A 23783-nucleotide genomic window follows, 5' to 3' on the forward strand; every position below is an offset into this window, starting at 1 on the left:
ATGTTATCTGACTTTGGTATAGTTTTATTGGCGCTGATTTTTGCAGCAGTAGCTTTGATGCTGGTATTTGGTATTTCGTGGTTATTGCGCCCTAAAAAGCCAACCGAAGAAAAACTAAGCACCTATGAGTCTGGCGAAGCTCCTATTGGTAATGCCAATATACGGTTCAATGTCAGGTTTTATATTGTTGCGTTGGTTTTCATCTTGTTTGATGTAGAGCTGGTTTTTATGTTTCCGTGGTCTACAGTATTTGGCAACAAAGAGTTTATAGAACAAACCAACGGGCAATGGGGCTGGTTTACACTGGCCGAAATGCTGATATTTATTGTGGTACTGGCTTTAGGACTAGCCTATGTATGGGCCAAAGGGCATCTTGAGTGGGTAAAACCAGAAGTAAAAGGGCCTAAATTCAAAAGCAAGGTGCCGATGAATATGTACGAAAATGTGAATAAAAAGTACGCAGAAAAATGAATTTCGACTCTCTTGAAAAAGACGTACATATAAAAACAGGCGAAAGCGAAGTAATTCTCACCTCGCTCGACGAACTCGCCAATTGGGCAAGAGCCAATTCTATCTGGCCTATGGGTTTTGGTCTGGCTTGCTGCGCCATTGAAATGATGGCCACCTATGCCTCTGGTTATGATTTAGAGCGTTTTGGGGTTTTTCCAAGAAACTCTCCGAGACATTCCGACCTGATGATAATTTCCGGTACAGTTACCTTTAAAATGGCCGACAGAATCAGCCGTTTGTACGAACAAATGCCCGACCCGAAATACGTTATTTCAATGGGGAGTTGCTCTAATTGTGGCGGCCCCTACTGGGAACACGGCTATCATGTAGTAAAAGGTGTTGACAGGGTAATTCCTGTTGATGTATATGTACCAGGCTGCCCCCCACGCCCCGAGGCACTAATTGGTGGTATTCTGAAATTACAGGAAAAAATCAAAACCCAGAAACTGGCTGATTTGAAAAACTAAAACAAAACTAAATAAATTTAAAGCGTGGTGTAAGGTCTTCCTGCATCACGCTTTTGTTTTATAAATAGCTCTACACTAAAACACCTGGAAAAATAGTATATTGCGAAATAATTTGTAACACTATCTGATTAATAACTTACATGCGTACTATTATTTATTCTTTTACAATTATTGCGCTCGTTTATCTTTCTTCATGTTCAAAAAGTGGTACCAAAGCACTAGAGCAAGGCAATTACTATGAGGCCGTTTTACAATCGGCTGAAAAACTCGCCAAAGATTCTGACAACAGCAAAGCATCTGCTGTATTACCAGATGCCTACCGTAATGCAGAGAAAGAGTTTCTGAGAGACATAGAGCGCACAAAAAACGCCAATCAGCAGTTTCGTTGGGAAACCGTGATGGACTATTACAGCAAGCTCAACAATATGCAAAGAGTTATTGATAAATGCACCGCTTGCCGCAGAATGGTAACACCACAGAGCTATTTCAGAGAAGAAGACGAAGCCCGTGAAAACGCCGCCGCTGAGCGCTACGCACTGGCAACTGACTTAATGAGACCTCGCACTGGCTCAATGCCAAGCCGTGAGTCGGCCCGTGCCGCTTATAACCACCTTGAGCGAATCTCTACCTTTGCTCCTAATTACCGCGATTTGCCAAATTTTATGGAAGATGCCCTTAATGCCGGCTCTTTTCATGTGGTGCTCGAGCAACCTAAAATCAACTCTCGTTTATATCAATACAGCAACGAATATTTTCAAGGCCGCATAGATGAATTTCTGCGCACCAATCGCCGCATGAATAAATTCATACGTTTCTACTCGCCCGAAGAAGCCAAATCTGTAAAATTGAAACCTGACCAGATTGTGAGATTAGAGTTCATCGATTTTGTAGTGGGCGAAACCAATGTTACCAACGACCGCCAGACTGTAACCAGCAAAGACAGTGTAAAAACAGGCGAGGCAACTATCAATGGCAAAAAAGTGCCTGTATATGGCAAAGTAAAAGCGCAACTCACTCGCTCTCGTAAAGCGGTGCGTTCGAGAGGAATTTTATCATTAGAAATCTTCGATTTTCAGACTAATAAAGTACTTTCGAGAGAAGAGATTCCCGGCGAATATACATGGGTAAATGAATGGGCTACTTATAATGGCGACGAACGTGCGCTTACCTCAGCCGACAGAGCTTTAGCCCAACGCCGTGAGCAATTGCCACCACCACCGCAACAATTGTTTATTGAGTTTACCAAGCCTATTTATGACCAGGTAACAAGCCGAATCAAACGCTTTTATGACAGGTATTAAATCTTGATAAATCTCCTACAGCAGCATACAGTACTTTACACAAAAGCCACCTCAATCGGGTGGCTTTTGTTATTGATAGCATCTATCTCAACACTAAAAACCCTTATTTCATTTTTGCAACATTGTAACATATTTAGTTTTATCTAAAAATATGTTTAGTAATATTTTGAAAATTAATTTTATAATTCTAATTTTGAATCATAAAGCCAGAAAACAATTAAATTAGGGTAATATGAGAAAATTATTTATTACTATTATTTATATAGCTATTTACGGAATACTCCCTGCTTTTGCAGGAGAAATAAGAGGTACTGTTGTCTCCAAAGATAAGCCTGTCAGTTTTGCAAGTATCCAAGTCGTAAATACCACAATTGGCACACAAGCCAATGAAGAAGGCAAGTTTATTATTGCCAATGCCCCAAATGGCCTGCAAACAATTCAGATAACTAGCGTAGGGTATAAAACCAAAAGCCTTACCGTAAATGTATCGGCCGAAAAATCGAACAATGTATTGATTGAGATAGAAGAAGAAAACGCACAGCTAAACGAGGTGGTTGTTACGGGCACCATGAAAGAAACCACCATTAACGAGTCGCCAGCACCTATTCAGATACTAAATCCGACGTTTTTCAGAAAAAACCCAACGCCCAACCTTTTCGAATCACTTTCGATGGTGAATGGTGTGCGTCCACAGCTTAATTGTAATGTATGTAGCACAGGCGATATTCACATAAATGGCATGGAAGGCCCCTATACAATGGTACTGATTGATGGTATGCCTATAGTATCGGCATTGTCTACGGTTTATGGCCTGAGCGGTATTCCGAACTCAATGGTTGAGCGTATTGAAGTAATGAAAGGCCCTGCTTCTACCCTTTATGGCTCTGAGGCTGTGGGTGGTCTGATTAACGTAATTACCAAAAGCCCGGGAAAAGCCCCGAAATTCAATTTCGACTGGAATACAACTTCTTATCTTGAAAATAATTTTGATGCCAGCATAAAAGCCAAAGTCGGCAAAGCTACTGCGCTGTTTTCGGGAAATTACTTTCTGTTCAACAACAGAGTTGATATAAACAACGACAATTTTACTGACATCACCCTACAAAATCGGGTTTCATTGTTTAATAAATGGTCTTTTCAACGCCCACAAAATCGGATTTTCAATCTGGCGGCCCGCTATGTGTACGAAGACCGTTTCGGCGGACAAATGCAATGGCAACGAAGTGACCGGGGCGGTGATAAAGTATATGGCGAATCTATTTTTACCAAACGCTGGGAGTTATTAGGTAATTACCAATTACCTTTTGAGAACGAAAAAGTAACTTTCAATTTCTCGATTAACCAACACGACCAGAATTCTGTTTATGGCGTAACCCGCTATCTGGCCTTGCAACGCATTGCTTTCGGGCAGCTATTGTGGGATAAAAAGCTGGCTAAAAACCACGATGCGCTCTTCGGTGCAACTATCCGCAATACCTATTATGACGATAACACGCTTATCACCCAAACCCCAGACTACAAAAATGCGCCTGACCGTATCTGGCTACCGGGTGTATTCATTCAAGACGAAATAAGTGCAGGTTCTAAAAACAAGTTTCTGTTAGGTGTGCGCTATGATTATAACTCTAAACATGGCGGTATATTTACACCCCGCTTCAACTGGAAATTCTCGCCTGATAAAGACAATATCTTCCGTCTGAGCCTCGGTAATGGGTATCGGGTAGTAAATCTATTCTCCGAAGACCACGCCGCCCTTACAGGCTCACGAAAAGTATTGATTAAAAGCGAGCTAAAACCAGAGCGTTCGTACAACGCCAATCTCGACTACCAGAAGTTTTTCAGTTTTGCAAAAGGCTATGGCAATATTCAGTTCAATGCTTTTTATACGTATTTCTCAAACAAAATCATTGCCGACTACGACCAAGACCCTGAGCTAGTGGTGTACGATAACCTGAATGGATACGGGATTTCGAAAGGGGTAGCTTTCAATACCGAGTTTGCTTTTACCTCCGGCTTGAAGGCTTTTATAGGTGGCACTTTAATGGAAGTTTATAGAGTTGAAAGCCGGGAATTGAAGATAAACCAGATACAGACGCCTAACTTTACGGGTAATTATGCCATCAGTTATTCATTTGAAAAAGCACAGCTAAGTTTCGATCTGACAGGCAATCTTTACAGCCCTATGCGCTTGCCCATAGTACGTGAATACGGCGATACCCGCCCTGAATATTCGCCTTGGTTTGGTATTCATAATATACAGGCTACCAAGCGTTTTAAAAATGGCTTGCAGATTTATGGAGGTTTAAAAAACTTTACGAATTTTCTGCCTAAATATCCCATTTTCAGAGCTGATGCACCATTCAGCGAAGAATTTGACCCTAGCTACAATTACGCACCCATGCAACGCATCAGAGGTTTTGTAGGCGCAAGGTTGAATATCTTCTGATCGGGAAATTCATAACAAATATCATGTAAGGGAAATCGAAATATATTATCCCTACGGGATATAGATACTCAAAAAGCATAATTTTTCTACCAATATAGCATTCCTACGGAATATAAAATTTGTCATTTTTCAAGTTCCAGAGGAACGGTATATCGGTAGAAAACATACACTGAAAATTTTGTATCCCGTAGGGATGTCATATCTCAATTTCATTCACTATGTTAAAGAATAATATTATTTTATTGGCATCTGTCTACTTTTCTGAATAAAAGGTGAGAACTTTACCCCAAAACTCACCTATCAATCTCTATGAAGAAAAGTATCATTGTGGCAATAGCTTTGCTGGCTTGTCAGCATACTTATGCGCAGAAATCGAATGTCTTTGAGCCCGACTACTCTAAACCCAAAGCCATAAAAGGCATGAAGCTCATCTGGAACGATGAATTTAACACCAATGGCAAGCCCGACCCAAACTACTGGCGTTACGAAAAGGGCTTTGTCAGAAATCAGGAGTTACAGTGGTACCAGCCCGATAACGCTGTTTGTAAAGATGGCGTTCTGCTCATTGAAGGTCGCAAAGAAAGCATCAAAAATCCAAATTATGTAGCCGATAGTAAAGATTGGCGCACCAACCGAGAATATGCCGAATATACCTCAAGCAGTATCCAGACCCGAGGCTTGAAACAATGGAAATTTGGCCGTGTAGAAGTCCGTGCCCGTATTGATACAACAATGGGTTCTTGGCCTGCTATCTGGACATTAGGCATAAACAAACCCTGGCCATCAAATGGTGAGATTGATATTATGGAGTTTTATCGTGTAAAAGGTGTAGCTACTATTCTGGCTAATGTTGCCTGGGGAACAGATAAACAATATGTAGCTAAATGGGACGAAGCAAAAATACCTTTAGCTAAGTTTCTGGCAAAAGACAAAGACTGGTCTAAGAAATTCCATATCTGGCGCATGGACTGGGATAAAGATGCCATTAAGCTATATCTGGACGATGAACTCTTGAACACAACACCTCTCAGCGAAACCATTAATGCCGATGGCAGCAACCCATTTGTAGAAGAACAATATCTTTTGTTAAACCTTGCCTTGGGTGGCAACGGAGGCAAACCCGCCAGCGATTTGATAAAATACGAAGTAGATTATGTAAGAATCTATCAGAAAAAATAGAAAAGAGTTTAATAAAACGCCTCCGACAGATGGTCTTCAAAGTCTCCCTCTCTTGATTAGAATTCAAGAAATAAACGTTCTTTAATTTTTTACAAAATGATTTTCCAGAGTGTGCAAAGTAGAGACAGGGCAGTGCCCTGTCTCTACAAAACTACGCATTCCAGAGAACGTTTATTTCTTAAATCTTAATCGATAGAAGGCGATTTAGAGGGTGAGGTATTCTATGATTTCAATACAATTACACTTTATAACTTCTATGAGCGTCGAGTTTCAGGAAGATAAATAACAAGATGGTAAACGACCATAAGGACGAACCACCGTAGCTCAGGAATGGTAAAGGAATACCAATAACGGGCATCAGACCGATGGTCATACCGATGTTTACCAGCAAGTGGAAAAACAGAATGGAGGCCACGCAGTAGCCATAGATACGAGAGAACTTGCTCCGCTGTTTTTCTGCCAGATTAATGATTCTATTAAGTAAGGCAGCAAAAATCAATATCACAATTAAGCTACCCAAGAAGCCCCACTCCTCGCCTACTGTACAGAAAATAAAGTCGGTCGATTGCTCAGGCACGAAGTCAAACTTGGTTTGCGTACCTTGCAGATAACCCTTACCAATAACACCTCCCGAACTGATGGCAATTCTGGACTGGGTTACGTTCCACCCTGCGCCAAGCGGGTCGGAGTCAGGATTCACCAATACCTGAATACGCTTTTGCTGATGCGGTTGTAATACTTTATTGATAAAGAAATCTGTACCAAATACAAAAAGAGAAGCAATAACAAATACCCCAATAAGCCTGAACAAGTTCTGCTGGGTTCGTTCATAGCGTTTCAGGAACAAATACCAGAACAAAGCACAGAGCACAACAATGCCTATAATGATATACCACTGCGGGAAAAACAAGGTAAATATAAACAAGATAACCAGGGCAATACCCAATGCAGGATAGATACCCGGTAAACCTTCACGATAAAACACCGCTACAAAAGCAGCAAAAGTAAGTGCCGACCCTGTTTCTTTCTGCATAATAATAATAACCGGAGGCAGAAATACCATTACACCAGCCACAAAGGCATCACGAAATTTAGTGATACTTACCCCTTGCGTACTCAGGTATTTTGATAAAGCCAATGCCGTAATTACTTTTGACACCTCGGCAGGCTGAAACGAAAACGTTCCGATTTTAATCCATGAGCGTGAGCCTTTAATTTCGGTAGCCAGAAATATGGTTCCTATGAGCACTAGTATTATAATCCCATAAAAAATATAGGCAAACGAATCGTACACCTTGTAGTCAACGAAAAGAATAATCAGTATCAGAAAAAACGATGCTACAATAAACATAAACTGTCTTCCGGCATTGTGCGAAAGAGAGATAATGTCTGAAAAACTATGGGTCGATGCCTCGGGGTTATAAACCGCTGCATAAATGTTTAACCAACCAAAAAACACCAAGGCTCCATAAAGCCAAACGGTAGTCCAGTCAATTCCTTCTCTAATATCAATGTCACGTGCCATATTACTTTGTGTTCTTTGGTGCTATAAGTTTTTCTTTTGGTATTGTTAAATCTATTTTTACTGATTTTGGTGCCTCTTTCTGCGGGGTTTCTGGTTCTTTGGCAGGTTTTGGCTTTTCTGATGGCTTGTTGATCGGAAGTACCTCTCCTTTGGCGGCCATTGCTTCTACTGTTCTTATACTGGTGTTCATCATTCGCTCTTTCAGGGCAATCCGTTCTACTTTGCGTTTCAGGTATTGCTCAATCATCAAAGTAGCAATAGGTGCGGCATAACTACCACCAAAGCCCGCATTCTGTACCATCACGGCTACAGCTATCCTGGGGTTATCACGAGGCGCAAAAGCGATAAATACTGAATTATCTTTCCCTTTTTTGTTTTGCGATGTACCCGTTTTACCACAAATGGCAATACCCGGTACAATTCCGGCGCCTCCACTTACAGTGCCTCTTTCAACTGCATCTTGCATGCCGGCTATAACAGCTTCATAATGCACACGGTCTATGTCTGTCTGGTGTACTTCTTTTAATGATGCATCAATCCCCTTCGAGTTCTGGCCGATACCTTTTACCAGATGCGGGGTTATCCAGTAGCCTCTGTTGGCAATAGTTGCTGCTAAATTAGCCATTTTCAACATATTTACCGAAACTTCTCCTTCACCAATGCTCAAAGAGTAGATATTAGAAAACTTCCATTGGTGTTTTCCGTAACGTTTGTCGTAATACTTCACACTTGGCAATAGCCCTGCCGACTCTGATGGTAAATCAATGCCTAGTTTTTGTCCGTAACCAAACTTCGAGGTCATTTCATGCCATTTGGTAAGCATAATGGGTGCTTCTTTAAAAGGATTGGTTTCATTACCAAACGCCATTGTTTTACGGAAAACATGATAAAAATAAGGATTACATGAAAACCGAACAGCATTATGCAAATCGTTTGGTGAACCCGGATGCGGGTGGCATTTCACCGGAGCACCACCTAGTGCAAAAGCCGTTGAGTGGTCAATAGCTCCTAATTGCAGCGCAACCAAAGCCTGCACCAGTTTAAAAGTAGACCCCGGACGGAAAAACCCTGTTGCAACCCTATCATTCAGCGGCTTATCGGGGTTCTTATATAATTCCTTAAAGTTTTTAGCAAATTCTTTACCCGACAAAATGTTAGGGTCATAGTACGGATACGAACCCATAGCCAGAATCTCTCCTGTTTTAGGCTCAATTGCCACAGCACACCCCGTTTTGCCTTGAAATAGGCTATCGGCTAGTTGTTGTACTTCTACGTCAACCGTTGTGTAAAGGTTTTTACCAATTACCGCAAGCGTATCATATTCTCCTTCGGCATAAGAGCCTTTGTCTTCGGCTTTTACATTAAACATTCTGAACTTTACTCCACGCTTGCCTCTCAACTCTGCTTCATATTGTTTTTCGAGGCCCGTAATACCCACGTAGTCGCCTCTTCTATAATATTCTTCTTTCTGTTCTTCGTAATCTTTTTTGCTTATCTCGCCTATATAACCCAGGGCATTAGCCATTGTACGAGCCGGATAAGTACGAAAAAACGATAGTTCAAACGAAAAACCCGGAAAGTGCATCATGGCGTCAGACACCCGTGCGTAATCTTCTTTAGATAATTGTCTTAAAAACAAAGATGGCCTGTTACGAGAATAAGTTTTGGCAACAGCCATTGTGCTATCAAAATATTTTTTGCTAACGCCAAACAAACCACAAAACATAGCAGTATCAATATTTTTTACTTTGTAAGGGGTTACGTACATATCGTAAACATCAACATTAGCAACCAGAAGTTTGCCATTGCGGTCGTAGATTTGCCCTCGTAGCGGTACCTGCACCTGCTTTTTTATGGCTGTTGAGCCAATTGTAAGGTATCTATCATCGATTACCTGTAAATACAGTAATCGACTGAGATAAACTCCGCAAATGATAAAGAAAAAGCTTAGGATGATTTGCTTACGGTCCTGAAACATACAATTACGTCAAAAAACTTTTAGGATAACACGAGGATTAATTCCATATAATTAAATCGCCTAACAAAGTTCTCTAAAAAACAAGACAAAAACATATTTATTGCCAAGAAAAAGATGAATTTTTTATGAAAACTTTTTTATTGGAGTAAGATTGGAAATTTTCTAAGGATTTATACGATTTTTGCAATAAAATCAGAAAATCACAGGCAAAATGATTTACAATATCACAGATTTAGAAGAGATTGCAAAACAAATTATCGGGCAGGCAGGCGATAAAACCATCTGGATATTTGAAGGAGAAATGGGCGCGGGCAAAACAACCCTCATTAAGGCTATCTGTAAACAATTAGGTGTGCTGAGTGCCGTGCAAAGCCCTACTTTCTCGATTGTGAACGAATACCTGACAGCCGAAGGCAATATTATTTATCATTTTGATTTTTATCGATTAAAACGTGAATCAGAAGCGCTCGACTTTGGTATTGAAGAATATTTTGACTCGGGCGATATATGCCTGCTAGAATGGGCCGAAAAAGTAGAATCTCTTCTGCCCGAAAATTGTTATACTATTCAGATAACGGTTATTGACGAAAATAGCCGAAATTTGCAATTGAATTAATTCAAAGCTAAGTAATTAAACGTAATAACCTATGACAGGTCAATCTGTTTCCGAACTGGCGCGCCAATCTGTACTTTATACGCAAGAATCACCGGCACTTATCAAAAAAGGCAAAAAAAGCCTTTTTATAGGTTTGCCAAAAGAGGTTTCGCTGCAAGAAAGCCGGATTGCCCTCACGCCTGAGGCTGTAAGCTTATTGGTAAAAAATGGCCATGAAGTAACCCTTGAAACAGGAGCCGGAGATAGTGCCAAGTTTTCGGACAATGAGTATAGCGAGGCCGGAGCCCGCATTGTGTACTCGCCGGAAGAGGTTTTTGAGGCTGATTTAATTTTGAAGATTGAACCACTAACAGAAAAAGAAATCAGCTATCTGAAAAGCGACCAGACGGTTATCTCCACACTTAAAATTACTAACCTTGAAAGAAAATATTTTGAGAGGCTCAACGAAAAAAAGGTTACTGGCATTGCCTTTGAACTGATACAAGATAAAGTAGGTGGCTTACCCATTATAAGAGCCATGAGCGAAATAGCCGGAAATACAGTAATGCTGGTAGCAGCCGAATTACTAAGCAGTGTGCACAACGGCCGGGGGATTATTCTGGGAGGTATTACGGGTGTGCCCCCAACCAAAGTAGTGATTCTGGGTGCAGGAACTGTAGGCGAATATGCCGCCAGAGCTGCCCACGCATTAGGTGCCGAAATAAAGGTGTTCGACCAGCATATTTATCGCTTGCAGCGTATTAAATACACCATTGGGCAACAGATTTATACCTCTATTATTGATTCTGAAACCCTTATGGCCGAGCTTTCGAGGGCTGATGTAGTAATTGGAGCGATGCGTGCCGAAGATGGCATAGCACCAATGGTAGTAACAGAAGAGATGGTGGCCCGCATGAAGAAAAACTCAATAATAATAGATGTTTCTATTGACCAGGGCGGCTGCTTTGAAACCTCTGAAATGACTACGCACAAACAGCCTACTTTTCAGAAATACGGTGTAACGCACTATTGTGTGCCTAATATTGCTTCTCGTGTGGCGCATACGGCCAGCATTGCTCTGAGCAACGTATTTACACCTTTTTTATTAAAAACAGGCACCGTTGGTGGCATTGAGGAAATGATTTTTGCCAAACAATGGTTTACTAAAGGAGTATACAGTTATAAAGGAAGTTTAACTAATCTTCCGATTGCGCAACGCTTCAATTTACGCTACAAAGACCTGGGGCTTTTGATTGCAGCGAGGATGTAGAAAATAGTGAATAATGAATGGCGAATTAGCGAATAAATTAAAAACGTTTGCCACCATGTACACAAGTGGCACTATGTAGCACAATTATTCGCTAATTCGCTATTCGCCATTCACAATTAATACATTCACTAAATTTTAAAAAATTTATGATAAATCATTCAAACGAAAATACAATTTTAGATGATGCTAATTCGCCGGAATTAGACAAGAAAATAATGGGTAAGGTGTCGGAAGACTTCGTGATTGTAGCCGACCACCTGAAAGAAGCTTCTTACCAGATAAGAAAACGTGGTTTCTCTGAAAACCCAATATTTATTGTAACCCGAACCCAGGTTGAGGTAGGCCAGCTATTATTCAGCCGTACAGATTTCAACACTAAGTTCGACTACAAAGCTTCTTTTCTTAATGAGTTTGTGCAAAGAAACCTCATAGGCGAAGAATCGATTGAGTTGTTTAAAGAAAACTACAAAAATCCTGAAGAATACTGCTGCCTGTTTGTTGTTGAAAACGAGTTTGCAGGCTTTGTATACGTGCCGTACCCCGAAGATTAAGCTGCTCAGAAAACAATATTATCAATCAGGCGAACACCGCCTAAAAATGCAGCAATACAAATAGCTGTTTTACCAGCGGTATCAGCCTGAGTAACAGGTTCGAGCGTATCGAAGTTGGCTATTTCGAGGTATTCTAGTTCAAATGCAGGGTAATTCCTGAAATAATCTGTGGCAAAAGCTTGTGTCTCTGCCGCGCTTGCACCGCTTTGTAGTTGCTCTTTGGCAAGTGTTAATAATTGATAAATGTGAGGGGCTAAAGCACGGGTTTCGGCCGATAAGCGTGTATTTCGAGACGACATAGCCAGCCCATCGGCCTCTCTTAGTGTAGGGCAAGGTATAATCTCTAAATCAAAGCTCAGATCGTTTACCATCTGCCGTATCACGGCCACTTGTTGCAGGTCTTTTAAGCCAAAATAGGCTTTCTCAGGCTTAACAATATTGAACAATTTTGAAACTACAATACCAACCCCATTGAAATGCCCCGGGCGGAATTTACCCTCCATTACGGTTTCCAAAGTTCCGAAATCAAATTTGAGCTTGGGCAGCGAAGGATACATTTCTTCGGCCGAAGGCGCAAACACTACATCGCATCCGGCTTTTGCCAGCATTTCACAATCTGTTTCGAGCGTTCGGGGGTATTTTTTTAAATCTTCAGGATTATTAAATTGCGTAGGGTTTACAAAAATACTGCATACAGTAATAGCATTTTCTTTTTTTGATGACTCAATCAAAGAGATATGCCCTGTATGCAAAGCCCCCATTGTAGGCACAAAACCAATGGTTTTGCCGGCTTTTTGTTGAGCTTTAAGGTAATTTTGTGTTTCTGCAATTGTATTGAAAATCTGCATTTCGCTTTTCGGGTTATTCGAGCCTGCTTTTCAGGCTCTGTTTTTGGGAGCCAAATTTAGCAAATTCAGTTTATTTCTTAACCAACATTTTCAATAAGTCGGCCGTGATGGGCTTTGATATATACCCGATAATAATTGGATACTGCTTGGCCTTCTCTTTATCGACCGGGTTAGCCGACGAAGACAGAATCACCACTTTGGTATCAGGAAAGAGCTGATACCAGTCTCTGACAAACTCGTCGAGAAACTCCCAGCCATTCATAAATGGCATGTTTAAATCAAGGAAAATCAATTGCGGATAATTAGCCTTCTGCTCTGCCGGTTGCGCAGCCAGGTTCTGGTAGTAATCTAAGGCTTCTCTGCCATTCGAAGCCGTAACTACTTCTTTAGCAAAAGATGCTTTTTCTGTTACCATCTTAATAAGCATCAACGTCGTTGGGTCATCATCAATGCAAAATAGTTTTTTTATCATTTCTTAATTTGAATTTTAAAATGAATCTGGTGCCAACATCTACTGTACTTTCTACGTCTATGTTTCCACCTAAAGTTTCAAGTTGAGATTTGATTAAATACAGCCCCATACCTTTACTGTTGGGGCGGTCATGAAATTTCTGATAAAGGCCAAAAATTTTCTCACGGTGCCTTTCTAAATCTACTCCAATGCCGTTGTCTTCAAAGAATAGCACCACATATTCGGTCTCATGCTTAGTAGTGATGTTTATCTTCAATGGCCTGTCATAAGCCCTGTATTTAATGGCATTAGTAAGCAGATTGAGCAAGATACTCTCAAGATAGGTTTCGTTAAAAACAACCGAAGGCGCACTCCTGAAGTTTGTTTTTATTTCAGCATCTGACTCATTTACCAGGTTTTGAACCTGTGTTATTACCTGCTGCATCATTTTTGCAAATGAAATGTTGTGCAGCGCAATTGAATCGCTATCTCTTATAACAAGAATCTTTATTAAATCATTTATGGTATCGTTTAATAAATGGGTAGAGGTTTTAAAGCCTTGTATAATCTGCGTCAGTACCGGGTTTTCAATAGGTATTTCGTCTATCAAATTAAGGAAACCTATAAGATTTGAAAGCGGAGCTTTAAAATTATGTGAAGTGATATAAGAGAAATGGCGGAGGTCTTCGTTACTATTATTAAGTTCTTTAATAAGTTGTTCTCGCTCAATTTCTCTGTTTTTGCGCTCAGTTATATCTCGCTGAATGGCAATCCAATGGGTGTAAATACCGATATTATCGGCCATAGGCGCTACCGAGAGATTTATCCAGAATTCTTCACCGTTCTTTTTATAGTTTACCAGTTCAAGCTCACAACTCTCCCAATTGGTCAATGCAGTTTTTAATCTGTCCAGATCGGCTCTGCTGGTGTTTTTTCCCTGCAAAAACCTAGGGCTTTTACCAATTACTTCGTCTCGGGTATAGCCAGTCATTTTTGTAAATGCATCATTTACATATACTATTGCGGGGCCAGGTTCATTGAGTGGCTCTGCCTCTGTAATCAACACGGCATCGGTAGCATTCGTAATCACCGATTCTAGCAAACGTAGGCGATTTTCTTCTTCTTTCCGGCGGCTTATGTCTTGCATAGCTCCTATAATCCTGACCGGATTGTGGTCGTTGTCGGCAATGATAAACCCTCTGTCGAGCACATATTTATATGTGCCGTCGGCACATTTGAAACGATATTCAACCTGAATAATTGACTTCCTTTCTTCAAAAACATCGTTGAGTGTATCAGTTACTTTCTTTAAATCTTCGGGATGAATACATTGCTTCCACCAGTTCTGCACATTTTCAACCTCCATGTGATCAAGATTATACCCAAAAACCTTATGAATGCCCTTATTGTAAGTAATTCGATTTTTTATAATATCCAGGTCCCAGATGGTATCGCTTGTGGCTTTCATCACAATATCGTAGCGTTCTTTCGATTGCTTAACTTTTTCGCTTGCTTCTTTGTTTTCGAGCAAGACCCCTACCAGATTGGCGGCACGTTCAATAAAACTGATTTCGTATGGCTTAGGCGATTTTTTGGTATGATAATAGGTTGCAAAACTACCTATTATCTCTCCATCGCCCTTTCTGATAGGTATAGACCAACAGGCATACAGGTTGTTGGTTGTAGCAACTATTTTATAATCTTTCCAGAGAGGGTCGTTTTCAATATCGGTTACAATCACCGACTTGCCCATATACATGGCTGTTCCGCATGAGCCTACTTGTGGCCCTATGGTCATTCCATCTATGGCCATAATATATTTTACAGGAATCGAATTACCTGCTATGTGATGCAGGGTTTTGCCATCTTTTAACTTCACTATTGAGCATAGCGAATTAGGAATAAGTGTCTCAATATCATGAATCAGTTTTTCTAATATAAAGTCGAGCGGCACACCGGCGGTGGCATTATAGGCATATATTTCTTTTTCAATTTCAAGAATACTCTCCTGATATTTCCGGGTTGTTATATCTTGCATTGCGCCCAGCACTCGCACGGGCTGTTTGTTTTCATATATGATAAAGGCCCTGTCGTGTACATGGGCATAGTCTCCATCGGCTTTCAGAAAACGGTATTCTGACGAACATTGTGACCTTGCCTCTGCAAGTGATTCTCCCAGTGCCTTCATGGCTTTATCTCTATCTTCGGGGTGTAGGTGCTGTTCCCAGAAATCCATATCGAGGTACTCATTCACATACGGATACCCAAATAGCTTTTTATAGCCATTCCCTGCAATAAAGGTCTTTTTGGTTCTGAGGTCACAATCCCAGATAGCATCACTGGTGGCCTGAGCTACTGCCTCATAGCGTTCGTTGGTTTGTTTAAGTTGTTTTTCTGCTTCAAGCCTTTTACTTATATCTCTTGAGTTAGATACAATGCCTTTTATAGCGGGGTCATTCAATAAATTAGTAATGGTGGTTTCGAGCCAAATCCAACTGCCATTGGCATGTCTGAATCTATAAGGCTGCACCGTTATACTTTTTCTAAGTTTAAAACTGCTTACAGCCAGTAGCATCCATTGTTTATCCTCTTCGTGTATAAAATCAACAACCTTTGTATAGAGTAAGTCAATTGGCCGATACCCTACTATCGTTTCATGATTCGGGCTCACATACCTGAACTTGCCATCTCTGCCAATAATCGTCATGAGGTCGGCTCCATCTTGCACCAAAGCTCTGAACCTTTGCTCGCTTTGCTTCAGGGCATTTTCTACTTCCAGCTTTTCGGTTATATCATTTGCCAGTATTAAACGTGCCTTTTTGCCGCTATATTCAAACATATCTCCTTCAATCTCCACATATATCAACTCACCATTTTTTTTCAGATGCCGCCATATTCTTTTGGGCGAGCTACCTTGTGTCTTAATAGTATCAATGGTTTTTTTAAGCTCAGGTAACGATTCTTTTGGCCGAATGTCCAGGATTGTCATTTTCAAAAATTCTTCTTTAGAATAGCCATAATGCGCAACAGCGGCTTGATTGACATCTAAAAACTGCAAGGAGCTCACTTCATAAACCCACATAGGCACGGGGTTGAAATGAAATAGTTCTTTGTATCTTTTCTCTGATTCTTGCAAAACACCGTTTATTCTTCGGCGCTCAATACTATAAAGTGTAGTTTTAGTTAATAAGGAAGCACTCAGCTCATCTTTCAGCAGATAATCGGCAACGCCTAACGACAAACTTTTAATACCAAAGTCTTTATCGGCATAGCCTGTAAGCACTACAACAGGTATATCTTGTGCAACACCCAGTACTTCTTTTACCAGTGTTTCGCCGCTTCCGTCGGGTAGCGAGAGGTCGAGCAATATGATATCAAAAGTGGGGTCTGTGAGTAGTTTTGTTTTTAGTTCGGTTAAGGTTCTAACATGAAAAATATTGTGTAATAGAACATCATCTGACAGATATTCTTCTATCAGGAAAAAATCTCCGGGGTTATCCTCTACAACCAGAATATTTAACTGTTTCGTAAAAACTGACATTTAATTACTCAGAACTTTAGGCAACTTAACAATAGAAATCCAGAAGTTTTCGATGGAGGCAACCACTTTCAGAAAATCGCCGGCATCGATAGGTTTTGTTATATAACAGTTTACGTAATTTTTATACGATAGATATATGTCTTTGTCTGACGAAGAAGTAGTAAGCATTATCACAGGTATATGCCTAATACTTTCGTTGGCCTTTAAGGCCATCAGCACTTCATGGCCATTCATTTTAGGCAAATTCACATCTAGTAATACAAGGTCAGGGCTACTTACGTTTGCGTAGGCTCCTTTCTTCTCTAAAAACTGCATCGCTTCCCATCCATCTTTTACTATGCTGACACGGTTATTAATCTTACTTTCATGTAAGGCTTCTGTGGTTAAAAAAACATCACCTTCGTTATCTTCAACTAATAAAATATGTATAGGTTCCATATAAAATCAAGGAGTTGTGTATGCAGATTTTAGTAACTATTTATTTATAATAAAATGAAAAGTACTTCCACTACCGTATTCTGATTCGACCCATATTTTCCCATTATGATTCTCGATGATTTTCTTGCAAATCGCCAGACCAATGCCTGTGCCCGAGTATTCTTCTTTATGATGAAGCCTCTGAAAGAGCACAAATATTTTCTCAAAAAACTGTTTTTCGATACCTATGCCATTATCTGATACCGAAATCTGCCAGTGTTTATGGTTATCAGAGGCCGATACAATAATACGAGGTTTTTCTTCTTTCTTTCTGTATTTAATGGCGTTCGATATTAAATTCTGCATTACCTGCTGTAAAGGCATTTTTGCGCCATAAAGCTTAGGTAAATCTTTCCATTCTATCTGCACGCCTTTATCTCGCCAAATATTTTTTTCTACTACTTCCTGTACCAGTTCGTTCATATCGAGCCAGTCGAGCACGTATGCTTTTCTGCCTACCTTAGAGTACTCAAGCAAATCAAGAATGATGGTTCTCATACGGGTTGCGCCATCAACTGCAAAGTGTATGTACTGCCTGGCTTTATCGTCAAGTTGTTCTTTATACTTTTTTTCTAACTGAGTCAGAAATCCGGTAATCATTCTGAGCGGCTCCTGCAAATCATGCGAAGCTATGTAAGCAAACTGCTCAAGCTCTGCATTAGAGGCGGCTAGTTGCTCTGCTCGCTGATTTAGCCTTTGATTCAGGTTCAGCAGATGCAGCTCGTCTCTTTTACGGCTGGTTATGTCTTCTATCTGTGAAACAAAATGCAGAGGCTCGCCAAACTTATGCTTCACAAGCGATGTTGCCATGTGTATCCAAATTACCTGCCCGTTTTTATGCAGATACCTCTTTTCTGACTCATGAGCCTCTTTCTGTCCGCTTAGCAATCTTCTGAAAGACTTTGTTTCTATTTCAATATCATCAGGGTGGGTTATTTGCTGATACGTTAAACTTTTCATTTCTTCGGCCGTATAACCAGTTATCCGGCATAAGCTGTCATTGACGGTGATAAACCTACCATCTAACCCTACAATAGCCATGCCAATAGCTGAAAATTGAAAGGCAGCCCTGAATTTTTCTTCACTTTCTATCAGGCTATCCTGTAATTTCTTTTGCTTCGTAATATTTCTCGAATAGCAGGCTATACCGATAATAAGGTCTTTTTCATAAATGGGGTTGAGACGGATTTCTATCCATGAGTTTGGCACCCCTACCAGACTCGTAACATACGATTCTTCTTTAACTGATTCTCCTCTTAAACCTCTTTTATAAATTCCCTCCCAAAAGCCTATAAACCGTCGGTCGAAGTATTTCTTCATCAGCAGGTTGTCGCCCGGTACTAGCATAATTCCTGTAGTTAGGCGTATCGACTCAATAAAAGCTTTGTTGCCTGCTATAAGTTTAAAATCTTTGCTAACACTCCATATCAGGTCTTCTGTATTATTTATCAGGGCTTCTTTATCTCTTCTTTCAAACTCCTTTTCTTGTTCGGCTAATACCTTGTGTGTTACATCTCTGTAATTGTTAACAATACCTTTAATACTTGGCTCGTGAAGCATATTAATCAGCGTTCCCTCTATCCAGCGCCAATTACCATCTTTATGCCTGATTCTGGCAACCTTACCCAAAACAGGCACACCCGGCTTTTGCATCATTTCTACCCAAGCGCTTTGCACCACATGGAGGTCGTCGGGGTAAACAGCCGAAAACAAATCGAAATTCATGGCTTCTTCTACTGTATGCCCATATATTTTTTCGATGGCTGGCGACAAATACACAGGTTTACCTTCGGGGCTTAGTATAGCTACGCCATCAGCGCCATGTTCTACCAGCGAAGCAAAACGGCGTTCTCTTAGCTCTAGTTCTGCCTTTATTTTTTTTGGCTCCGAAATATCACTGATAAAAGTGCTTATTTTACTGATTCCGCTTTTATCGTCATAGACCATAGCTGAAAATTCGCATGGAAAATGCCTACCGTCTTTATGGACACCTATCAGCTCTCCTTTTACTTTGCCGTTACGGTCTCTCTCTTCTATATATTGAGCCAAAGTTTGCTGGTCTTGCACACATATATCATCCCAGTTCAGTTTCCTGAATTCTTCTACAGAGTACCCAAACATTTCGCAGGCAGCTTTGTTGGCATCTAACAAAGCACCATTTAGCTCGCTAAAGACAAAGCCGTGCAGAGCATTTTCGATAATATAATGATACTTTTCTTCGCTTTGGCGAAGTGCCGCTTCTGTTTTTTTACTTATAGTAATATCATAAGAAGACACAAAAGCCCCTATAACAACCCCATGTTTGTTATAAATTGGCTTAAATTTATTAAGAAAAAAACAAACCGAACCATCAGGAGCCAGCAGTTGAATCTCGGTTTCTATTCGTTCTCCGTTCAGAACATCAATATATATTTTTCGTAGTGCTTCAATACGCTCAGGTTGCACATACATCAAAACGCTACTCCCTTTCAGTATGGGTTTTCCGAAATAAAACCTGAATAGTTCATTAAACCTGTAATTGAAGGTAACAATATCAAGATTATTATCAACAATCAAAAGACATTCGTCTGTGTTGACTATCAAGAGCTCTAACTTTTCTTCCAGTTCTTTAAACGCCGATGCCTCCAATGATATACCTGCATCAAAGTTTCTCTTACTCTCTTCATTTTGGGCGATATTGCTCATTAACGTTTTGTGTCTCATTACTTTAGCAAAAAGTTTGTTTTATAACTAAAAGCATATAGACAAACAAGTATAGACTCGAAAAGCTTTATTTAAGCAATTCGCGCCAAAAAACCTATTCACCCAGAGCCTTGTTAGTTTCTAAACTGTTGCATGAATGATTACAATTAAAAACAAAACACAATGCTACTACAATCTCAATAAATTATTAACCGGTACTATGATATTTTTATTTTTACGATACAGAAAACTAGCCAGCAAAATATAACGCTACTCTCTATATGTAAGCATTTGAAAAATTACCGAATACAAGTTAGTAAACATAATTTTATTTATCAACAAAATTTTTTAACAATTCCAAATCGTCGGTACCTATAAAATCTACCTCAAGCTTTTTTAGGGTCTCAAAAGCCAATGTGGTATTGGGTGTTCCCCAGATTCGCACACGCTTTCCTTTGGCATGGTTTGCCATCACAAAAGCCCTTATATTCTGGTAGGTTTCTTCTGGCAATTGTTGTTTTCCGGGCCAATATTTCCCAAAATCCAGAAAACTGGCACTTACCATATCAACACGTTCATAGGCTTTGTCAGAATACTCTGTGTTTCGTCTTCCATCAAAAAACATAAGCTTGTCATACTGCTCAAACTCTTCGGGTTTTGGCATATCGCCACTAATTGTGATATGCACATGTTTCAGGTCTTTTCTGTGGTGTCTAAATAGCTTGTCGAGCACTGCCAGTATTTGTTTACCATCTTTTTTCAAATCGAGCAAGAGATACAGTTCTTTCTTATTGGCGTATGCATAACCCTTATTGGCTTTGATTTTAGCCAATAGGGGTTTCCAATACAAGCTTTTGAAAGTGCGCTTGCGGTTTATATCTTTCCAGTCGTGGGCTACATAGAGCTTATCGTTTTTAATGTATAAATCGGCCTCTATAGAGTCAAATCCCAGATTATAGGCAGCATAAAAAGGTTCTTTCTGCTCATAATCATTGTGTGAGTGAAGCAATTGGGCAAATGCCTGATTTGCCAGTAATACTAAACTAAAGATTATGAATCTGATATTTTTCTCCATAAGTATTTAACCATTTTAAGAGTTTGAGTGCATCTTCTTTTTTAAATAACTGTGTACCCTCGTTCATTGTAGCCGCCGAACCGCAGGCTACACCCCAACGGAGCATCTCGGAAAAATCTTTTCCTTCGGCCAAAGCCCAAACCATACCGCCCACCATACTGTCGCCTGCGCCTACTGTGCTCTTTTTTTGTACTGGCGGTGCCGGAATATGTTCACAAATATCTTTTGTAACCAGCACGGCGCCCTGTGGCCCCAACGAAACTACTATTATCTCACATTTGCCTTTGCCTATTATCTCTCTGGCGGCTTCGTCTACCTCATTAATCTCGAGCGACTCGGCATTTACCAATTTAGCCAGTTCGCCAACATTGGGCTTTAATAAAAATACGCCCTCATCAACAGCTTTTTCCAGGGGTGCGCCTGAGGTATCTATTACCAGACGTGAACCAGTCTTTCGTGAAACTGCGGCTACTTTTTCATAAAAATCATCACCCAAGCCCGGCGATAGACTACCACTGGCAACCAGATACTCGGGGTTTGCCTGCTCAATAGTTTTCAGAATCTCGGCTGCTTCCTTATCAGTAATGGCAGGCCCGGGCATGCCAAATCTATATTGCGCATTAGTAATTGTATCTACTGCTATAAAATTCTCTCTTGTCCAGCTTTCGGTTTTAATGGTCTCGTAGGCAATACCTTCTTTCTTCACCAACTCCTGCAACAATTCGCCGGAAGCACCACCAACTGTAAAAATAGCCAACGAATGCCCACCTAAACGCTCTATTGCTTTTGAGACATTGATACCACCGCCGCCTGCATCAAAATGCGGTGCTTCACACCTTATTTTTTGCTCGGCCACCAAACCCGCAAACTTGGTACTTTTGTCGATAGCCGGGCTGACCGTCAAGGTAAGAATCTTATTTTCGTTTTTTTTCATATTTCTGTGCCAGATTTAACTATTTATTTATCTAAGCTTTTTACCCTCTCTTGGGTGATAACTTTTGAGGGTTTCCTGTAAAAACGCTCTATCGAGGTGTGTATATATCTCTGTGGTAGTAATAGATTCATGGCCGAGCATTTCCTGCACTGCCCGCAAGTCGGCTCCACCCTCAATCAGGTGCGTGGCAAACGAATGCCGGAATGTGTGCGGCGATATGTTTTTATGAATACCCGCCCGCTCGGCCAGGTCTTTTATTATCAGAAAAATCATAACCCTTGTTAAAGGTTTGCCCCGACGATTCAAAAATACAATATCTTCGGCATCTGGTTTTATATCTAGCTGATTTCTGATGTTTTCGAGATAAATATTGGTGTATTTAATGGCATCACGGCCAATGGGGACCAAACGCATTTTGTTACCTTTACCCACAACCCTGATAAACCCAATATCGAAATAGCAATTGGTTAGTTTCAAATCTACCAGTTCTGAAACCCGAACACCACAACTATACAGTACTTCAAGAATAGCCCTGTTGCGTGTACCCTCGTTGGTTGATACGTCAATTACCTCAAGCATCTGCTCAATTTCTGGAAACGACAGCGTATCGGGCAATTTTCGCCCGGTTTTCGGGGCTTCAATCAATTGTGTGGGGTCGGTCAGGATAATATTCTCTAGTGCCAGATATCGGTAAAAAGCCTTAATACCCGAAAGGATTCGTGCCTGCGAGGTAGCAGTAAGCCCAAATTGGTTAATATATTCAAGAAAATCGGCTATGTCTCGCTCATCAATCTTTTCCGGTGTCGGATTCCGCTCAAGCATACTGGCAAACTGGCTCAGTTTTTCAACGTCTCTCAGGTAGGCTTCAATAGAGTTTTCAGACATCGACCGCTCAAGCCTGAGGTAGTTTTTAAAGTGCTGAATATAGATTGACCAATTCAAAAGCGTTAAATTTTATCAGTAAACACGAATCGTTTTTTGTAACTTGCCGTAAAAATACTGAATCATTCAATCAATCGCCTTTTCAATGAAAAAAATAATTATAATCAATGGCCCTAATCTAAACCTGCTCGGCAAACGTGAACCGCAGATTTATGGCAGCCAGACTTTTGAGGATTATTTCGGAGAATTAAAACAATTGTTTACTACCATAGACCTCTACTATTATCAATCGAACCACGAAGGTAGTATCATTGATAAAATACACGAAATAGGTTACGGCGGAATAGAATTTGACGGGCTCATTATTAATGCCGGTGCTTATACACACACCTCTATTGCCATTGCTGATGCCCTTTCGGCCATTAAAACGCCAGCAATAGAAGTACATATTTCTAATATTCATGCAAGAGAGTCTTTCAGGCATCACTCCTACCTCACAAGCCGCTGCAAAGGCATGATTTGCGGCCTTGGCCTCAAAGGCTACGAAATGGCTATCAGATACTTTATATAAGAAAGTATCTGATAGCCATTTGCAGGAAGGCAAATTTTTGTACCAATGCCGCTTTACTGCGGCTAGCCACCAATACCGTTTTGTAAACTTCTTCTGACTACAAATAGTGAAACATTCTGCAATAAATAATTAACCTTTTTTTATCTCTTTCGCTAACAAGACTTTCATTCAAGAGCAGTTTTATAGTCCTCGCCACATTTTAACTGGCTGATAATAAACCCAAATAAGCCACACCTCTTATATTCTGTTAGCTATAAATAAGAAACTAGCCTATTTTAGGTTTTTGAGTAGTAGTTTTAGCTTTAAATCTGGTTATTTCTGCTCATAATACGTTTTTCAATGAATAGTCGTCAAAAACGACTAATTTGTCGTTTATTTATACTGCTAATCAGCAAAAACACTTAACTTTCGTAAAATACAATGTTTTTTTTCGTTTATTAATAAAAAGTTAAAAATATTGGCCAGTTATTGAATTTACAATTGTTCCTAAAATTACTCAC

19 protein-coding genes are annotated in these 23783 nt (G+C 40.3%); 9 read left to right on the forward strand and 10 right to left on the reverse strand.

Translation table 11 applies throughout. The annotated features are described in order from the left end of the window. The 5 genes from WAE64_RS10810 to WAE64_RS10830 all read left to right on the forward strand — a co-directional run bounded on the left by WAE64_RS10810 (position 1) and on the right by WAE64_RS10830 (position 5903). On the forward strand, positions 1-471 hold the full coding sequence (locus tag WAE64_RS10810) for an NADH-quinone oxidoreductase subunit A (RefSeq protein ID WP_340236385.1): 471 nt from the start codon (positions 1-3) through the stop codon (positions 469-471). Beyond that, complete coding sequence (locus WAE64_RS10815; RefSeq protein ID WP_340236386.1) at positions 468-977, forward strand: NADH-quinone oxidoreductase subunit B; 510 nt, start codon at positions 468-470, stop codon at positions 975-977. The genes WAE64_RS10810 and WAE64_RS10815 overlap by 4 nt, the downstream gene beginning before the upstream one ends. Positions 978-1117: 140 nt before the next feature. Further along, positions 1118-2278, forward strand: coding sequence for a hypothetical protein (locus WAE64_RS10820; protein WP_340236387.1), 1161 nt, complete (start codon positions 1118-1120; stop codon positions 2276-2278). A gap of 232 nt (positions 2279-2510) precedes the next feature. Continuing rightward, positions 2511-4724 (forward strand): TonB-dependent receptor, encoded by a 2214-nt coding sequence (locus WAE64_RS10825; RefSeq protein WP_340236388.1) that lies wholly within the window; start codon positions 2511-2513, stop codon positions 4722-4724. 309 nt (positions 4725-5033) lie between these two features. Next, a complete protein-coding gene (locus WAE64_RS10830) occupies positions 5034-5903 on the forward strand; it encodes a glycoside hydrolase family 16 protein (RefSeq protein ID WP_340236389.1) in 870 nt (289 codons plus the stop codon). Between the two features lie 238 nt (positions 5904-6141). On the opposite strand, the gene rodA is transcribed toward WAE64_RS10830, so the two are convergent. Together rodA and WAE64_RS10840 are read right to left on the reverse strand one after the other, a co-directional pair. Next, a complete protein-coding gene (gene rodA / locus WAE64_RS10835) occupies positions 6142-7428 on the reverse strand; it encodes a rod shape-determining protein RodA (RefSeq protein ID WP_340236390.1) in 1287 nt (428 codons plus the stop codon). A gap of 1 nt (position 7429) precedes the next feature. Then, complete coding sequence (locus WAE64_RS10840; RefSeq protein WP_340236391.1) at positions 7430-9406, reverse strand: penicillin-binding transpeptidase domain-containing protein; 1977 nt, start codon at positions 9404-9406, stop codon at positions 7430-7432. 211 nt (positions 9407-9617) lie between these two features. Between WAE64_RS10840 and tsaE the strand changes: the two genes are divergently transcribed. The 3 genes from tsaE to WAE64_RS10855 all read left to right on the forward strand — a co-directional run bounded on the left by tsaE (position 9618) and on the right by WAE64_RS10855 (position 11822). Continuing rightward, positions 9618-10022: a tRNA (adenosine(37)-N6)-threonylcarbamoyltransferase complex ATPase subunit type 1 TsaE gene (tsaE, locus tag WAE64_RS10845; RefSeq protein WP_340236392.1), complete on the forward strand. Its 405-nt coding sequence runs from the start codon at positions 9618-9620 to the stop codon at positions 10020-10022. A 31-nt stretch (positions 10023-10053) separates the two neighbouring features. After that, a complete protein-coding gene (locus WAE64_RS10850) occupies positions 10054-11271 on the forward strand; it encodes an alanine dehydrogenase (RefSeq protein ID WP_340236393.1) in 1218 nt (405 codons plus the stop codon). A gap of 146 nt (positions 11272-11417) precedes the next feature. Further along, positions 11418-11822, forward strand: coding sequence for a hypothetical protein (locus tag WAE64_RS10855; RefSeq protein WP_340236394.1), 405 nt, complete (start codon positions 11418-11420; stop codon positions 11820-11822). Positions 11823-11827: 5 nt separating this feature from the next. On the opposite strand, the gene panC is transcribed toward WAE64_RS10855, so the two are convergent. The 8 genes from panC to xerD form a co-directional block, all read right to left on the reverse strand. Then, positions 11828-12670, reverse strand: coding sequence for a pantoate--beta-alanine ligase (gene panC, locus WAE64_RS10860; protein WP_340236395.1), 843 nt, complete (start codon positions 12668-12670; stop codon positions 11828-11830). Between the two features lie 70 nt (positions 12671-12740). Further along, a complete protein-coding gene (locus WAE64_RS10865; protein WP_340236396.1) occupies positions 12741-13142 on the reverse strand; it encodes a response regulator in 402 nt (133 codons plus the stop codon). Next, positions 13117-16662, reverse strand: a complete 3546-nt coding sequence (locus WAE64_RS10870; protein WP_340236397.1) for a PAS domain S-box protein — start codon at positions 16660-16662, stop codon at positions 13117-13119. The genes WAE64_RS10865 and WAE64_RS10870 overlap by 26 nt, the downstream gene beginning before the upstream one ends. Beyond that, on the reverse strand, positions 16663-17100 hold the full coding sequence (locus tag WAE64_RS10875; RefSeq protein WP_340236398.1) for a response regulator: 438 nt from the start codon (positions 17098-17100) through the stop codon (positions 16663-16665). A gap of 36 nt (positions 17101-17136) precedes the next feature. Then, entirely contained in the window at positions 17137-19842 is a 2706-nt protein-coding gene (locus WAE64_RS10880) for a PAS domain S-box protein (RefSeq protein WP_340236399.1), read from the reverse strand. A gap of 307 nt (positions 19843-20149) precedes the next feature. Beyond that, positions 20150-20896, reverse strand: coding sequence for a PI-PLC domain-containing protein (locus WAE64_RS10885; RefSeq protein WP_340236400.1), 747 nt, complete (start codon positions 20894-20896; stop codon positions 20150-20152). Next, positions 20865-21830 carry a 1-phosphofructokinase family hexose kinase gene (locus tag WAE64_RS10890; RefSeq protein WP_340236401.1) on the reverse strand — a complete coding sequence of 322 codons (966 nt, stop codon included), beginning with the start codon at positions 21828-21830 and terminating at the stop codon, positions 20865-20867. The genes WAE64_RS10885 and WAE64_RS10890 overlap by 32 nt, the downstream gene beginning before the upstream one ends. Positions 21831-21857: 27 nt before the next feature. Further along, positions 21858-22772, reverse strand: a complete 915-nt coding sequence (xerD, locus tag WAE64_RS10895; RefSeq protein WP_340236402.1) for a site-specific tyrosine recombinase XerD — start codon at positions 22770-22772, stop codon at positions 21858-21860. A gap of 85 nt (positions 22773-22857) precedes the next feature. Here xerD and aroQ point away from each other — a divergent pair, with 85 nt between their 5' ends. After that, entirely contained in the window at positions 22858-23283 is a 426-nt protein-coding gene (gene aroQ, locus WAE64_RS10900) for a type II 3-dehydroquinate dehydratase (protein WP_340236403.1), read from the forward strand. Positions 23284-23783: the final 500 nt, after the last annotated feature.

This window comes from Emticicia soli, from assembly GCF_037860775.1.
Taxonomy (GTDB): Bacteria; Bacteroidota; Bacteroidia; order Cytophagales; family Spirosomataceae; genus Emticicia; species Emticicia soli.

What these genes read in the sequence shown, in the direction of transcription:
- WAE64_RS10810 (WP_340236385.1), top strand. Translation starts at nt 1, where the DNA reads ATGTTATCTGACTTTGGTATAGTTTTATTGGCGCTGATTTTTGCAGCA.
- WAE64_RS10815 (WP_340236386.1), top strand. Translation starts at nt 468, where the DNA reads ATGAATTTCGACTCTCTTGAAAAAGACGTACATATAAAAACAGGCGAA.
- WAE64_RS10820 (WP_340236387.1), top strand. Translation starts at nt 1,118, where the DNA reads ATGCGTACTATTATTTATTCTTTTACAATTATTGCGCTCGTTTATCTT.
- WAE64_RS10825 (WP_340236388.1), top strand. Translation starts at nt 2,511, where the DNA reads ATGAGAAAATTATTTATTACTATTATTTATATAGCTATTTACGGAATA.
- WAE64_RS10830 (WP_340236389.1), top strand. Translation starts at nt 5,034, where the DNA reads ATGAAGAAAAGTATCATTGTGGCAATAGCTTTGCTGGCTTGTCAGCAT.
- rodA (WP_340236390.1), bottom strand. Translation starts at nt 7,428, where the DNA reads ATGGCACGTGACATTGATATTAGAGAAGGAATTGACTGGACTACCGTT.
- WAE64_RS10840 (WP_340236391.1), bottom strand. Translation starts at nt 9,406, where the DNA reads ATGTTTCAGGACCGTAAGCAAATCATCCTAAGCTTTTTCTTTATCATT.
- tsaE (WP_340236392.1), top strand. Translation starts at nt 9,618, where the DNA reads ATGATTTACAATATCACAGATTTAGAAGAGATTGCAAAACAAATTATC.
- WAE64_RS10850 (WP_340236393.1), top strand. Translation starts at nt 10,054, where the DNA reads ATGACAGGTCAATCTGTTTCCGAACTGGCGCGCCAATCTGTACTTTAT.
- WAE64_RS10855 (WP_340236394.1), top strand. Translation starts at nt 11,418, where the DNA reads ATGATAAATCATTCAAACGAAAATACAATTTTAGATGATGCTAATTCG.
- panC (WP_340236395.1), bottom strand. Translation starts at nt 12,670, where the DNA reads ATGCAGATTTTCAATACAATTGCAGAAACACAAAATTACCTTAAAGCT.
- WAE64_RS10865 (WP_340236396.1), bottom strand. Translation starts at nt 13,142, where the DNA reads ATGATAAAAAAACTATTTTGCATTGATGATGACCCAACGACGTTGATG.
- WAE64_RS10870 (WP_340236397.1), bottom strand. Translation starts at nt 16,662, where the DNA reads ATGTCAGTTTTTACGAAACAGTTAAATATTCTGGTTGTAGAGGATAAC.
- WAE64_RS10875 (WP_340236398.1), bottom strand. Translation starts at nt 17,100, where the DNA reads ATGGAACCTATACATATTTTATTAGTTGAAGATAACGAAGGTGATGTT.
- WAE64_RS10880 (WP_340236399.1), bottom strand. Translation starts at nt 19,842, where the DNA reads ATGAGACACAAAACGTTAATGAGCAATATCGCCCAAAATGAAGAGAGT.
- WAE64_RS10885 (WP_340236400.1), bottom strand. Translation starts at nt 20,896, where the DNA reads ATGGAGAAAAATATCAGATTCATAATCTTTAGTTTAGTATTACTGGCA.
- WAE64_RS10890 (WP_340236401.1), bottom strand. Translation starts at nt 21,830, where the DNA reads ATGAAAAAAAACGAAAATAAGATTCTTACCTTGACGGTCAGCCCGGCT.
- aroQ (WP_340236403.1), top strand. Translation starts at nt 22,858, where the DNA reads ATGAAAAAAATAATTATAATCAATGGCCCTAATCTAAACCTGCTCGGC.